This is a genomic window from Roseateles chitinivorans (assembly GCF_050632145.1).
GTDB classification, from domain to species: domain Bacteria; phylum Pseudomonadota; class Gammaproteobacteria; order Burkholderiales; family Burkholderiaceae_C; genus Roseateles; species Roseateles chitinivorans_B.
On sequence record NZ_CP192577.1, the window covers coordinates 6581664 to 6594972 of the forward strand.

Annotated in this window: 12 protein-coding genes and 1 pseudogene; 3 read left to right on the plus strand and 10 right to left on the minus strand. The window is 68.6% G+C overall.

The features are described 5' to 3' along the window. Positions 1-68: 68 nt before the first annotated feature. The 3 genes and pseudogenes from ACQ86G_RS30320 to ACQ86G_RS30330 form a co-directional block, all read right to left on the minus strand. Positions 69-959: a polysaccharide deacetylase family protein gene (locus ACQ86G_RS30320; RefSeq protein WP_431261531.1), complete on the minus strand. Its 891-nt coding sequence runs from the start codon at positions 957-959 to the stop codon at positions 69-71. Positions 960-1057: 98 nt separating this feature from the next. Then, positions 1058-2086 (minus strand): YncE family protein, encoded by a 1029-nt coding sequence (locus ACQ86G_RS30325; RefSeq protein WP_431258721.1) that lies wholly within the window; start codon positions 2084-2086, stop codon positions 1058-1060. Between the two features lie 350 nt (positions 2087-2436). Beyond that, positions 2437-3248, minus strand: a pseudogene (locus ACQ86G_RS30330) (TIGR00266 family protein). A gap of 83 nt (positions 3249-3331) precedes the next feature. On the opposite strand from ACQ86G_RS30330, the gene ACQ86G_RS30335 reads away from it, so the two are divergent. Beyond that, positions 3332-4138 (plus strand): IclR family transcriptional regulator domain-containing protein, encoded by an 807-nt coding sequence (locus ACQ86G_RS30335; protein WP_431258722.1) that lies wholly within the window; start codon positions 3332-3334, stop codon positions 4136-4138. A gap of 129 nt (positions 4139-4267) precedes the next feature. Here ACQ86G_RS30335 and phbB read toward each other — a convergent pair whose 3' ends face one another. The 3 genes from phbB to phaC form a co-directional block, all read right to left on the minus strand. Next, the gene (phbB, locus tag ACQ86G_RS30340; protein ID WP_431258723.1) at positions 4268-5005 is read right to left on the minus strand and encodes an acetoacetyl-CoA reductase; all 738 of its coding nucleotides are present in this window, start codon (positions 5003-5005) and stop codon (positions 4268-4270) included. A gap of 116 nt (positions 5006-5121) precedes the next feature. Continuing rightward, positions 5122-6309, minus strand: coding sequence for an acetyl-CoA C-acetyltransferase (locus ACQ86G_RS30345; protein WP_331613910.1), 1188 nt, complete (start codon positions 6307-6309; stop codon positions 5122-5124). Positions 6310-6421: 112 nt separating this feature from the next. Continuing rightward, on the minus strand, positions 6422-8215 hold the full coding sequence (gene phaC / locus ACQ86G_RS30350; protein WP_431258724.1) for a class I poly(R)-hydroxyalkanoic acid synthase: 1794 nt from the start codon (positions 8213-8215) through the stop codon (positions 6422-6424). Positions 8216-8397: 182 nt separating this feature from the next. On the opposite strand from phaC, the gene ACQ86G_RS30355 reads away from it, so the two are divergent. Continuing rightward, positions 8398-8736, plus strand: coding sequence for a hypothetical protein (locus tag ACQ86G_RS30355; RefSeq protein WP_431261532.1), 339 nt, complete (start codon positions 8398-8400; stop codon positions 8734-8736). Here the strand turns inward: ACQ86G_RS30355 and pgeF are convergent. Beyond that, a complete protein-coding gene (gene pgeF, locus ACQ86G_RS30360) occupies positions 8656-9456 on the minus strand; it encodes a peptidoglycan editing factor PgeF (protein ID WP_431258725.1) in 801 nt (266 codons plus the stop codon). The genes ACQ86G_RS30355 and pgeF overlap by 81 nt on opposite strands. Next, a complete protein-coding gene (gene maiA / locus ACQ86G_RS30365) occupies positions 9446-10084 on the minus strand; it encodes a maleylacetoacetate isomerase (protein WP_431261533.1) in 639 nt (212 codons plus the stop codon). Before maiA ends, pgeF begins: the two co-directional genes overlap by 11 nt. Positions 10085-10136: 52 nt before the next feature. Here maiA and ACQ86G_RS30370 point away from each other — a divergent pair, with 52 nt between their 5' ends. Next, positions 10137-10685, plus strand: a complete 549-nt coding sequence (locus ACQ86G_RS30370; RefSeq protein ID WP_431258726.1) for an NUDIX hydrolase — start codon at positions 10137-10139, stop codon at positions 10683-10685. Between the two features lie 28 nt (positions 10686-10713). Here ACQ86G_RS30370 and ACQ86G_RS30375 read toward each other — a convergent pair whose 3' ends face one another. Both ACQ86G_RS30375 and ACQ86G_RS30380 read right to left on the minus strand, forming a co-directional pair. Beyond that, positions 10714-12642: an EAL domain-containing protein gene (locus ACQ86G_RS30375; protein ID WP_431258727.1), complete on the minus strand. Its 1929-nt coding sequence runs from the start codon at positions 12640-12642 to the stop codon at positions 10714-10716. Positions 12643-12664: 22 nt separating this feature from the next. Further along, a complete protein-coding gene (locus tag ACQ86G_RS30380) occupies positions 12665-13288 on the minus strand; it encodes a transglutaminase-like cysteine peptidase (protein WP_431261534.1) in 624 nt (207 codons plus the stop codon). Positions 13289-13309: the final 21 nt, after the last annotated feature.

Below are 13309 nucleotides of genomic sequence, written 5' to 3' on the forward strand. Positions count from 1 at the left end.
GCCCTCCTGGGAAGCGATCCATCGTCGTCCTCGTCACGTCAGCCCCGTCACGTCGGCACTCGGGCGACTCAGCGCCGTTGCGCGTCCTTCGGCCCGAGCGGGCCCGCGCCGCTGGCGGAGGCGGCCGTGCCCGCGCCGGACGTCGCCTTCAGCGCGACGGCCTCCTGCGGCCGACGCATCCACGCGACGTACTCCGGATGATCGCGCAACGGCGCGAAGCACAGGCCCCGGTTTTTCAACCCTTGCAGCAGCGGCTCCAGCACGGTCGGCGCCCACGGGTCCTGCCGCGACCAGATGCCCAGGTGGGCCATCAGGATGTCGCCCGGCTTGACGCGTCGCAGCGCCTGCTCGAGCAGCGCCTGGTTGGGGAACTTGTCGCTCGGCAGTTCGTCGCCGAGGAAGCCCGACGGGTTCCAGCCCACGTGCCGGAAGCCGCAGGCCTGCGCCGCGGCGAGCAACGCCGGCGATGTGCGCCCGGCCGGCGCGCGGAAGATCATGGACATCGGCCGGCCCGTCATCTCGAGGAAGCGCTTCGCGGGACGCTTCAGTTCCTCGCAGTACTCGGCCGGGCTCAGCACCACGTTCTGCGGCACCTGCTCGCCGGCGGCGCGCTTGAAGCGGAACCTCCCGTCGGGCAGGTCCGCCGACCAGGCGTCGTGGAACCAGGTGTGGGAGCCGAAGTCGTGGCCCTGCTCGGCCAGCTGCTTCCACCAGGGCGCCCACTTGTCGTCGAGCGTCTGGCCGCCGTCCATCGTCGGCTCCTGCGCCAGGAAGAACGTCGCCTTCGCGTCGAAGCGCTTGAGGGTGTCGACGATCAGCGGCGCCACGCCCATGTGGCCGGTATCGAAGGTCAGGTAGACAGGCTTGTCGCAGGGCGCGGCCGGCGGCGCCGACGCGCCTTGCGGTTGCGCCTGCACGACCGCGGTCAGGCCGACCAGCAGCGCCGCGCCATGACGCAGCGCGCCACGCAGCAGAGGGCGGCGCGATGATCGCGATGAGCGCGATGAGCGCAATACGGGCGGAGTCGTCACGGGCAGCAGCCTGGGTCGGGTCGCGCTCACTGGCGCGGCATCTGGTCCAGCGTCCAGACGCCATGCGGCGACTTGCCGACCTTGACCTGCTGCAGGATCTGCTTGGTCTGCAGGTCCATCACCGTCAGCTTGCGGGCCCAGCGCGACGTGAACATCAGCGTGCGGCCGTCCGTCAGGATCTCCATGTCGTCCGGACCGCCGGGCGCCTTGAACGTCTCGACGACGCTGAAGTCCGCCAGCGCGATCTTGCTGATGGTGTTGGCCGCGCGGTTGCTCACCAGCACGTGCTTCCGGTCGCCGAGCGCGCGGAACGAGTGCGCGCCGTCGCCGGTCTCGATGCGCTTGACCAGCTTGGGCTGCGCGGCGCCGACGTCGTAGACCTCGACGCTGCGCTCGCCGGTCAGCGCGACCAGCAGGTACCTGTCGTCGGGCGTCAGGTACAGGTCGGCGGGCAGCTTCCCGACCGGGATCTTCCAGCGCGGGGCCATCGTGTTCAGGTCGATGGACAGCAGCTCGCTGCTGTCCTGCAGACTCGCGTAGACGACGCTGCTCTTGCTGTCGATGGACAGGTGGCTGGGCGTCTTCGGCGCGGAGAAGCGCTTGAACAGCGCCAGCGGCTGCGTCGCGTTCTGCGGCTGCCACTTGTAGATGTCGACGTGGTCCAGCCGGTTGCCGGCCAGCACCAGCCACTTCATGTCGGGCGAGAAGCGCAGGTGATACGGGTCGGGGATGCCGCGGACGGTGCGTTGCACCTCGGCGGTCACCGGATCGAGGAAGGTCAGCGAGTCGCCCAGCGCATTGGCCACGACCATCGTCTTGCGGTCGGGCGTCAGGTAGAGGTGATGCGGCTCCTTGCCGGTCGGGATGCGCTTGACCTCGCGGAAGTCCTTCGGGTCGATCACGCTGATGTCGGCGTCCAGCGAGTTCAGCACGAAGATGGGACTGCCGACGGATGCGAAGGCGGCCGGGGCCGCGGTCAGCGCGCCCAAGCCGGCAACGACCAGGGCGGAGACGACCAGGGCGGCCCGCACGGGCCGCACGAGGGAAGACAGCATGGAGATCCTCAACAGGAGATGCCCGGCGCGCCCAGCGCCACGCAGCCCTCAAGTGTAGGCGGGTTCACCCTAGGGTCCGGACGGAACAGGACCGCGGAGCCCCTGTTGATGCGGGCTTGGGCGCCAGACAGGCCCGGTGCCTGAGCCGTTCTTGAGCGTTTCGAGGCGCCGCCTTCACGCGGAGTGGGCGCGAGGTGGGCGGGGAGTGGGCGCACGGTCGGCGCACGGTCGGCCGGCGGGTCGCCGGCGAGGCGCCGTTGCATTCAGTTGCGCCAGACTTGCCGCCAGGGTTGCGGCAAGTCTGCGCATGGCGAACTTTTTGAAACGCCTTCCGGCCGCGTCGGGGCGCCTTATTCGTCGTCGCCGCCCAGCAGTCCGCCCAGCAAACCGCCGCCGGCGAGGCCGGTCAGCAGTCCCCCTTCTTCCCGCGAGCCCCCCGCTGCGGGGCTGCGGCGAAGACGCGCGACGCCAGGCGCGAGAACGGCAGGCTCTGCAGCCAGACTTCGCCGGGGCCGGTCATCTTGGCCAGGAACAGACCCTCGCCGCCGAACAGGGCGGTCTTGATCTTGCCTACGTACTGGATCTCAAAACTCACGCTGGGCGTGTAGGCGACGACGCAGCCGGTATCCACCAGCAGCGTCTGACCCGGCTGGAGCGTCCGTCGAACCACGGTACCTCCGGCATGCACGAAGGCCAGCCCATCACCATCGAGCTTCTGCATGATGAACCCTTCGCCACCGAAGAAGCCTGTCGACAGCCGCTGCTGGAGCGCGATCCCCAGCGACACGCCGCGGGCCGCGCACAGGAACGCATCCTTCTGGCAGATCAGCGTGCCGCCGAGCTTGCCGAGATCCATCGGCAGGATCTTGCCGGGGTACGGCGCCGCGAAAGCGACCCGCAACTTGCCATGACTCTGGTTCGTGTAGACCGTGGTGAACAGCGATTCCCCGGTCACCAGCCGCTTGCCGGCGCCCAGCAACTTCCCGAAGAAGCCGCCCTGGTTGGCGGACCCGTCGCCGAACACCGTGTCCATGCCGATACCGGCATCCATGAACATCATGCTGCCGGCTTCACCGATCGCCGCTTCGCCGGGGTCGAGTTCGACCTCGACGAACTGCATCTCGGCACCCTTGATTTCGTAGTCGACAACATCCATGGCCATGGTCTTCACCTTCTGTCTTATCACTTGGAAACGCGCGCGATATTAACGTTTCGCGGCCTTCCTCTACTGCGGTCATGACGCCCATGTCTCCTGACGAAAGCGAAACCAACACCCCCTTGAAGCCTGGCGACAGCTACGTGCAGTCCTTCGCACGCGGCCTGTCGGTGATCCGGACCTTCGACACCCACCATGCCCGGCAGACGCTGACGGAAGTCGCCAAGCGCTGCGGCCTGACGCGCGCCGGGGCGCGTCGCATCCTGCTGACGCTGCAGACGCTCGGTTATGTGAGATCGGAGGGGCGGCTGTTCGAGCTGACGCCCAAGATCCTCGATCTCGGCTTCGCCTACCTGTCCTCGCAACCGCTGTGGCGCTTCGCCGAGCCGGTCGCGATCCAGCTGGCCAACGACCTGCGGGAGTCCGTCTCCATCGCGGTGCTCGACGACGATGACGCGGTCTTCGTGCTGCGCGCGCCGCTGCGCAAGATCCTGTCCGACCCGATGGGCGTCGGCAGCCGCCTGCCGGCCTGGGCCACGGCCACGGGTCGCGTGCTGCTCGCCTCGCTGACGGTCGAGGAGCGCGAGACCCGGGTCGCGCGGGTGCAGCTGGCGCGACGCGCGAGCAACACCGTGCGCTCCCACGAGGAACTGCGCGCCGCGATCGAGCAGGCGCGCCGCCAGCACTGGTGCCTGGTGGACCAGGAGCTCGAGGACGGCGTGCTGAGCGTCGCCGTGCCGATCACCGGCCGCGACGGCCGCGTCGTGGCGGCGATGAACGTCAGCACGCATGCATCGCGGACGCCGCCGCAGCAGCTGCTCGAACAGGCGTTGCCCAAGCTCCAGGCCGCGGCGCAGAACCTGTCGCAGCTGCTGGTGCTGATGAAGAAGGATTGAGGAGGACACCTCGATGATGAAGGGCTGCGGAAGCAGCCCTTCTTTGCCAGCGCCCGGCCTTCGGACCTGCAGTCCGACAGTCGTTCGTCGGCGTCGATCAGCCCACCGGGCTGATCTCGGTCCGACTCACTACCCCATGTGCAGCCCGCCGTTGCAGCTGAAGTCCGCGCCGGTGGTGAAGCCGGAGGTCTCCCCCGCCAGCCAGCCGACGATGGACGCGATCTCCTCGGGCTCGCCGAGGCGTTTCACGGGGATGCCCGCCACGATCTTCTCGAGCACGTCGGGGCGCACCGCCTTGACCATGTCGGTGCCGATGTAGCCGGGACTGACGGTGTTCACCGTGACGCCCTTGGCCGCCAGTTCCTGCGCCAGCGCCATCGTGAAGCCGTGCATGCCGGCCTTGGCCGCCGAGTAGTTGGTCTGCCCGACCTGACCCTTCTCGCCGTTGACCGACGAGATGTTGATGATGCGGCCCCAGCCCTTGTCGATCATGCCCGGCACCACCTGCTTGGTGACGTTGAACATGCTGTTGAGGTTGGTGTCGATGACGGTGTCCCACTCGTCGCGGGTCATCTTCAGGAACATCCGGTCCTTGGTCACGCCGGCGTTGTTGACCAGGACCTCGATCGGGCCGTGCTCCGCGATCGCGCGGTCGAACGCCGCGACGGTCGAGTCCCAGTCGGCCACGTTGCCGACCGACGCATGGAAGGTGTAGCCGAGCGCCGACTGTTCACCCAGCCACTTGGCGTGATCGCGGCTCGGGCCGCAGCCGGCGATGACCTTGAAGCCTTCCTTGTGGAGGCGCTGGCAGATGGCGGTGCCGATGCCGCCCATTCCGCCGGTGACGTATGCAACTTTCTGACTCATGCTTGCCTCCTGTATGACACCGCGGAGCGCCGCGTCCGCGGCCGGGGTGTCTGGAATATCGGAACGGGAAAGACGCGAAAGGGAATGGGAGATCCGCTAGGGACGCGGGGACGGTGTCAGCGCTCGACGCACAGGGCGACGCCCATGCCGCCGCCGATGCACAGGCTGGCGATGCCCTTCTTCGCATCGCGCTTGATCATCTCGTGCAGCAGCGTGACCAGGATGCGGGCGCCGGACGCGCCGATCGGATGGCCCAGCGCGATCGCGCCGCCGTTGACGTTGACCTTGCTGACGTCCCAGCCCATCTCCTGATGCACCGCGCAGGCCTGCGCGGCGAAGGCCTCGTTGATCTCCAGCAGGTCCAGGTCCTTGGGCTGCCAGCCGGCGCGCTGCAGCGCCTTGCGCGACGCGGGCACCGGGCCCATGCCCATGGTCTTGGGATCGACGCCGGCGCTGGCGTACGACGCGAGCCGCGCCAGCGGCGTCAGGCCCAGCGCCTTGGCCTTGGCGTCGGTCATCAGCACCAGCCCGGCGGCGCCGTCGTTCAGGCCCGACGCGTTGCCGGCGGTCACCGAGCCGGCCTTGTCGAAGGCGGGCTTCAGGCCGGCCAGCGCTTCGGCGTTGGACTTGCGGTTGATGAACTCGTCGGCCGAGAACACGACCGGATCGCCCTTCTTCTGCGGGATCGTGACCGGCACGATCTCGGCAGTGAAGCGGCCCGCGTCCTGCGCTGCGGCAGCCTTCTGCTGGCTGGCGAGCGCCAGTTCATCCTGCTGGGCGCGGCTGACGTGGTACTCCTTGGCCACGTTCTCGGCGGTGATGCCCATGTGGTACTGGTTGTACACGTCCCACAGGCCGTCCGTGATCATCGTGTCGACCAGCTTCCAGTCGCCCATGCGCTGGCCTTCGCGCGAGCCCGGCAGCACGTGCGGCGCCAGGCTCATGCTCTCCTGGCCGCCGGCGATGATGATGTCCGAATCGCCGTCGCGGATCGCCTGCGCCGCCAGCATCACGGCCTTCAGGCCGGAACCGCAGACCTTGTTGATCGTCAGCGCCGGCACGGTCACCGGCAGGCCCGCCTTGATGACGGCCTGGCGCGCCGGGTTCTGGCCGACACCCGCGGTCAGCACCTGGCCGAGGATGACCTCGTTGATCTGGTCGGGCTGCAGGCCGCTTCTGCGCAGCAGCTCCTGGATGACGATCGCGCCCAGCTCGCTGGCGGGGGTCTTGGACAGCGTCCCTCCGAACTTGCCGATCGGCGTGCGCGCCGCGGCGACGATGACGATGTCTTGCGGTGAACTCATGACTCGCTCCTCTTTCGAAACTGCTGAACGACGGATGTCAGCGGGTGAATGCCGGATGAACTTGCGGGATCAACTCTGAACCGGTTCGGTTCTCACTGCGCGGGAGTGGGTTTCACGCGCGCTGCTTCACATAACGGCCTGGCGCCGGCTCGATGGCCTCGTGGCCGCGGCCGCCGGGCTTGCGCGGCGCCGCCTTCTGCGGACCCGCGTGGCCGGCCAGCCACTGCGACCAGTCGGTCCACCAGCTGCCGGGATGCTCGGTGGCGGATTGCAGCCATTGCTGGTGGTCGGCCGGCAGCGCCGCGCCCTTCCCCAGCCAGTGGCTGCGCTTCTTCTTTTCCGGCGGATTGATGACGCCGGCGATGTGCCCGGACGCGCCGAGCACGAAACGCTTCTTGCCCTTGAACACCTGCGTGCTGCGGTACGCGGCGTCCCAGGGGACGATGTGGTCCTCGCGCGAGCCGTAGATGTAGACCGGCGCCTGGATCGCGCCGAGGTCGACCTTCTCGCCGCAGACGGTCAGCTGGCCCGGGATGCGCAGGTCGTTCTGCAGGTAGGTGTGGCGCAGGTACCAGCAGTACATCGGGCCCGGCAGGTTGGTCGCGTCGCCGTTCCAGTACAGCAGGTCGAAGGCCGGCGGCGCGTCGCCCTTCAGGTAGTTGCCGACGACGTAGTTCCAGACCAGGTCGTTGGGACGCAGGAAGCTGAAGGTCGTGGCGAGCTCCTGGCCCTTGAGCAGGCCCGGGCCGCCCACCGCCTGGTCGCCGAGCGTCATCTCGCGCAGCTGCACCGCCTGCTCGTCGATGAACAGGTCCAGGATGCCGTTGCTGCTGAAATCGATCAGCGTGGTCAGCAGGGTGACGCTCTCGGCGGGCTGCTGGCCGCGCGCGGCCAGCACCGCCAGCGCGGTCGCCAGGATGGTGCCGCCGACGCAGAAGCCCAGCGTGTTGATCGTGTCGGTGCCGGCGATCTCGCGCGTGACCTCGATGGCCTTGATCGCGGCCTGGCCGATGTAGTCGTCCCAGGTCCAGCGCACGCAGTCGGCATCGGGATTGCGCCAGCTCACCACGAAGGTGCGGTGCCCCTGCGCCACCGCGTAGCGGATCAGCGAGTTCTCCGGCTGCAGGTCGAGGATGTAGTACTTGTTGATGCAGGGCGGCACCATCAGCAGCGGCCGCGCATGCACCTTCGCGGTGAGCGGCTTGTACTCGAGCAGCTGGAAGAACTCGTTCTCGAAGACGACGTGGCCCTCGGTGGTCGCGACGTTGCGGCCGACCTCGAAGGCGGATTCGTCGGTCTGCGACACATGGCCGCGCTGCAGGTCGGCCATCAGCAGCTGCAGGCCGCGCGTGAGGCTCTCGCCTTGGGTGTTCAGCGCGCGCTGCTGGGCTTCGGGATTCAACGCGAGGTAGTTGCTCGGCGAGGCCGCGTCGACGAACTGCTGCACCGCGAAGCGGACGCGGGCGCGGGTCTTGTCGTCGGCCTGCACCTGATCGGCCATCCGCTGCAGCGTCTTCGCGTTGAGCAGGTAGAGCTGCGCGGTGAAGTGGGCCAGGCGGTTGTCGTTCCAGGACGCGTCGGCAAAGCGGCGGTCCTTCAACGGCGCCGTCGCGGCTGCACCCGCAGCAGCGGTGGTGGTGGACGTCGTCGCGCCGTGCGCGGCGGCTTGCACGGCAGCCTGGGAATCACCGAGCGCGGCGTTCCACAGCGCACTGGCCTGGTTGATGTAGTCCGACTGCAGTTGCGACCATGCATCGGGCGGGATCTGCATCGCCTGCAATTGCTTGAAGGCGTCGCCGAACCCGTGCGACAGGCCGCTGGCCGCCTGTTGGGCCTGCTGAGCCCAGTGTTCGAAACCGTGGACCGATGGGCCGGTGAATCCGGCGGCGGCGTTGTTCGCGCTCATGTGTCTCCTCATGCCGACCTGAGCAAGAAGCTTGCCACAGCCGACCACGCGGAAGACGCGGATCGACGGGGAGGCTTCGCATATGCTCAGGCGCTTTGTAGCTCGATCAGCTTACCCCCGCGTGACGCTGCTGTCGCGAAGACCCGAGGAAATCGTTGATGTATCTGGTGGCCATCGCGTGGATGTATGTGGTGCTGATGATGGCGGTCGTCGAGGCCTTCAGCTCGCAGGGCACGGTGCTGGGCGCGCTCATCACCTTCGTGTTCTACGGCGTGGTACCGCTATCGATCGTCATGTACCTGATGGGCACGCCGAGGCGGCGCGCCGCACGCCGGAAGGCCGAAGCGTCCGGAACACCGCATGACGACGGGGAAGGCGCTGTTGCGCCGATGCCGACGACGAGGCCCGCATCGACGTCGACATCGCCGCCGACCGGCGTGTCAGCGCAGCCGGATGACGGCCGCCATGCGTCCGCTGCGCAGTCCGCTGACGCGCTCGTGGCGGAACGAAAAGAATCGTGACGGCTCGCTGAGCGTGCACCAGCCGCCGCCGCTGACGGCACCGATGACGAGCGCTTCGAGTCGGCGTCGCGCGAGGCCGTGGAGATCGGCCCGCCAGCGCGCCTCGCCCTGTTCGTTCCGTTGGAAGCGGAACATCGGTTGATCCTGATGGCGCGGCTCGGCACCGAAGGCCGCGAGCACATCGGCACCGACTTCAAACTGCGCCGGTCCGATGCACGCGCCCATCCAGGCGCTGATCTCGCCAGGCCCGCAATGTGCGGCGGCGCACATCGCCGCGACGGTGTTCTCGAGCACGCCGCCCGCGAGTCCTCGCCAGCCCGCATGCGCGGCGCCGACCACGCCCGGTCCGGCGAACAGCACCGGCAGGCAGTCCGCGACCATCACCGCACAGGCGAGCGACGGATCGGTGCTGATCGACGCATCCGCCGGTTCAGGATCGGCGTCCGGAAGAGCGTGCTCGGCGCGCAGGCGCAACACGGTCGTCCCATGCACCTGCTTCAGGAACACGGGATGACCGCCGATCGCGGCAGCAACGCGTCGGCGGTTCTCGACGACATGCGCAGGCTGGTCACCGACCGAGCGCCCGAGGTTGAGGCTCGCCAGTCCGCGCTGCTCGTCCGGCGCCTGCGGGCCTCCACTGACGCCGCCGGCGCGCGTGGTCATGAAGGCGTCGACGTGCGACGCGGCCCACACGGGTCGCAGCCAGTCCTCATTCAGCATCGGGACAGGCGCTCGGCTGCGTCTTGCTGAAGGCGTCGAGTGCCATGCACTGCTCGAAGATCTTCATGACCGTCGGCACGTGATCGAGGCGGCTGTCGAAGCGCTGCGCGTTGAAGATCTGCGGCACCAGCACGCAATCGGCCATCGTCGGCGTGTCGCCGAAGCAGAAGTGGCCCGATCGGCCTTCGGCCTTCAGACGGTGCTCGACGACCGCCAGGCCGCTCTCGACCCAGTGATGGATCCAGCGGGTCTTGTTGTCGTCGCCGACGCCGAGGTCCTTCACCAGGTAGCGCAGCACACGCAGGTTGTTCAGCGGATGGATCTCGCAGGCGATGTCCTGCGACAGCGCGCGGATGTAGGCGCGGCTCAGTGCATCGCCCGGCAGCAGCGGCGGCTCGGGGTGCGTCTCGTCGAGGTACTCGATGATCGCCATCGACTGCGTGACGAGCGCGTCGCCGTCCTTCAGCAAGGGGACCAGACGCGACGCGGACACGGCGGCGTAGGACTCGTTGAACTGCTCGTTCTTCGCGAGGTGGACCGGCTTGTAATCGAAGTCCAGGCCCTTGAGCGCCATCGCGATGCGGACGCGGTAGGAGGCGGACGAACGGAAGTAGTTGTAGAGCTCCATGGCCGACGATGATGCCACGGGGTCCGCGATGGAGGCCGGTACACTGCGGCCCATGTTCCAAGCGCGGCGCTACCAGCATTGCCCCACCTGCGGCGGCCAGATCGAATACCGCGTCCCGGCCGATGACAACCGGGAGCGCGCGACCTGCACCGCGTGCGGCGCGATCCATTACGAGAATCCGCTGAACGTCGTCGGCACCTTGCCGGTGTGGGGCGATCAGGTGCTGCTGTGCAAGCGCGCGATCGAGCCGCGGCTGGGCAAGTGGACGCTGCCGGCGGGCTTCATGGAACTCGGCGAGACGTTGGCCGAAGGCGCGGCGCGCGAGACGGTCGAGGAGGCCGGCGCCCAGATCGAGCTGCAGAACCTGTACTGCGTGATGAACGTGGTGCGCGTCGGGCAGGTGCACACCTTCTACCGCGCGAAGCTGCTCAGCCCGGCGTTCGATCCGGGCCCGGAAACCCTGGAAGCCCAGCTCTTCCTCGAACACGAAGTGCCGTGGGACGAGATCGCCTTCCACACGATCCGCGAAGCGCTGCAGCGCTTCTTCGAAGACCGCCGCAGCGGCAACGGGTATCCGTTGCATACGGCGGATATCGACTGAGGTCCACCGATTCACGCCCCCGCGGGAATCAGGGCTTGATTTCCTGCGCCGACGCCCACGGGCCGGTGATGCCGTCGAGTTCGCAATCCCACAGCGCCTGGGCATCGAGCGCATCGGTGACGCCTTCCGCATAGACCTTCAGGGAGAGGCTGCGCAGCATGACCACCAGGCTGCGCACGAACGCCGCCCGGCCCACGTCCGCCGACACCCCGCTGACCACCGAGCTGTCGAGCTTCACGTAGTCCAGTCCGGCCTGGAAAAGTCGATCGATTTGAGCCAGTCCGGCACCCGCGTGTTCAAGACCGAGCTGCACGCCCAGCGGACGAAGTTGACGACCGAGTTCCTGCAGCGCCTCGAAGTGCTGCACCGCCGCCGGCTCGGCCAGCTCCAGCCCGATCTGCCGGCGCACCGCCGCCGGCGTCGCCTGCACCAGTTCGCGGGCACGGGCGATGAAGCTGCCGTCGTTCAGCGACGCCGGCGCCACGTTGACGCAACGCATGCGGCTGTCGCGCTGCGTGGCCTGCAGCGCCAGCGCCAGCGCCTGCAGGTCCGCCTCGGCACTCAGCCGGTGGCGCAGCGCCAGAGGCAGCCAGCGCGCCGCCGGCTCGAACTCGCCGACCGGGTTCAGCTTCAGTTGCAGCGGGCACTCCAGATGCAGGACCTGACGCTCGCGGCCGATCAGCGGGAACTCCAGCAGCCGGCTGCGTTGATGCGCCAGCGCGTCCGAGATCAGCGCGCGCCAGGCGCGCTCGCCCTGCGCGACTTCGTCCGAGGGAGGCGCCTCGCGCAGCTCCAGCACGACGCCGTCGCCCTGCTCCGCCTTCGCCAACGCCGCGTCGGCCGCGGCGAACCAGGCGCTCATCGGCTGGTCGCGCATCAACTCGACCGCGCCCAGCGCGACACCGACATTCGACCCGAGGTTCTGCAGGCCGGCCCTCAAGGCATCGGCCAGCGCCTGCGCGGTGTCGCCGACCACGTTCGGCGCCGGCAGCCACAGCGCGAAGTCCGAGCCGTTCAGCCGTCCCGCGAGACAGCCGCGCACCTGCTCGGGATAGACGCGCAGCGCCTGCGCGATCGCCGTCAGCGCCTGATCCGTCGCCCCGTGACCAAGACGCTGGTTCAGGCCCGGCAGATCCCTCAGCCGCAACAGCACCAGCCCCGCGCGCAGCGGGCCGTCGTCGCGCTCCAGCGCCGAGTTCAGCTCCGCCACGAACTGCCGCCGGTGCGACAACCCGGTGAGCTCATCGCACAGCAGCTGATGATGCAGGGTGCGCAGCTGCTCGGCCTGGGCCTCGAACATCTGCCGCGTGCGCAGCACCATCGTATTCATCGCGCTCGTCAACTTGCGCATCTCGGGGACCCGCGGCTCCAGCACGGTCTCGAAGCGCCCTTGCGAGACGCCCTCGGCCTGCCGCACGGCGGTATCCAGCGGCCGGCGCAGCCGGGACAGCACGGCCGCCGCCGCCACGACCGTCGCCAGACCGACCGCGAGCAGCCACAGCGCCGTGCTGAGCGTCGCGCGCCAGAGCGCCTCGTGCACATAGCCGGTCTGGCCGCGCAGCTCGATCTCGCCGGCCGCCTTCCAGCCGTCCGACACCTTGGCCACGCCCGGCGCCACGTCCAGCGGCAGCAGCGCGACAAACCAGCGCGGCGCATGCGAGACCTGCGGCGTTTCCAGATGGCGCTCGAAGACCTGCGCCCCACTGCCGTCGCGCCAGCGCACGCTCTCGTACGCGCCCGCGTCGAACTGCGCCGAGATCAGCAGCGACATCAGCTCCGCATCGCCCTTCTGCTGCGACAGCGCCAGCGCCAGCGCGTTCGCGTTGTCGGCGTTCTTCAGCTGCGCCTGCGTCTGCAGCAGCTCGCGCAGCGACCAGGTGCTCACCGCGACGCCGCCCAATGCCGAGGCCAGCACCGCGCCCAGGACCAGCCACCAGATTTGTCTTATCAGGGACATGTCTTGAATTCTCCGTCGCCCATCAGAAGCCCTCCGACTTCGCCTTCGCCAGCAGGTCGCGCCACAGCGACAGCCGCACCAGCGGGTTGCCCGCCGTCGTGCCGCCGACGCCGCTCCACAGCCCCTCTCCGTTGAAGCTGAACACCGGGGTCAGGTCGGGCCGCAGCGACGCGGGCCGGATCTCCGGGTTGATATTGTCCAGAATCAAGGGCTCCGCCTCCGGCTGCGCATAGTAGGCCAGGACCATGTGCGCCTGCGGCCGGCCCTGGAACTGCGCCCGCACGTACACCATCCGCAACTTGGCCTGCGGCACGCCGGCGCTGAGCAGGCTCATGTACTTGGCGATCGCGTAGTCCTCGCAGTCGCCCGCGCCCTTGTCCAGCAGTTCGAGCGGCGTGGCCCAGTAGTCGATCTGGCCCCACACCTCGATGTCGTCCTTGAACGCGATGCGCTGGTTGAAGAAGCTGTTGACCGTCGTCAGCCGGTCGCGCTCCTCGGGCATCGCCGCGGCGCGGTCCGCCATCTGGATCATGGCTTTCACCGCGGCCTGCGTCTTCGGCGAGAGCTTCGCCGCCGACTCGGTCAGCCGGTCCTTGTCCCAGCCCCAGGCCAGCGCGGACCACAGGCCCGCCACGCAGACCAGCACCGCCAACGCCCGTTGCGCCGG

What these genes read in the sequence shown, in the direction of transcription:
- phaC (WP_431258724.1), bottom strand. Translation starts at nt 8,215, where the DNA reads ATGAGCGCGAACAACGCCGCCGCCGGATTCACCGGCCCATCGGTCCAC.
- ACQ86G_RS30325 (WP_431258721.1), bottom strand. Translation starts at nt 2,086, where the DNA reads ATGCTGTCTTCCCTCGTGCGGCCCGTGCGGGCCGCCCTGGTCGTCTCC.
- ACQ86G_RS30355 (WP_431261532.1), top strand. Translation starts at nt 8,398, where the DNA reads ATGTATGTGGTGCTGATGATGGCGGTCGTCGAGGCCTTCAGCTCGCAG.
- ACQ86G_RS30335 (WP_431258722.1), top strand. Translation starts at nt 3,332, where the DNA reads ATGTCTCCTGACGAAAGCGAAACCAACACCCCCTTGAAGCCTGGCGAC.
- phbB (WP_431258723.1), bottom strand. Translation starts at nt 5,005, where the DNA reads ATGAGTCAGAAAGTTGCATACGTCACCGGCGGAATGGGCGGCATCGGC.
- maiA (WP_431261533.1), bottom strand. Translation starts at nt 10,084, where the DNA reads ATGGAGCTCTACAACTACTTCCGTTCGTCCGCCTCCTACCGCGTCCGC.
- ACQ86G_RS30345 (WP_331613910.1), bottom strand. Translation starts at nt 6,309, where the DNA reads ATGAGTTCACCGCAAGACATCGTCATCGTCGCCGCGGCGCGCACGCCG.
- pgeF (WP_431258725.1), bottom strand. Translation starts at nt 9,456, where the DNA reads ATGCTGAATGAGGACTGGCTGCGACCCGTGTGGGCCGCGTCGCACGTC.
- ACQ86G_RS30370 (WP_431258726.1), top strand. Translation starts at nt 10,137, where the DNA reads ATGTTCCAAGCGCGGCGCTACCAGCATTGCCCCACCTGCGGCGGCCAG.
- ACQ86G_RS30375 (WP_431258727.1), bottom strand. Translation starts at nt 12,642, where the DNA reads ATGTCCCTGATAAGACAAATCTGGTGGCTGGTCCTGGGCGCGGTGCTG.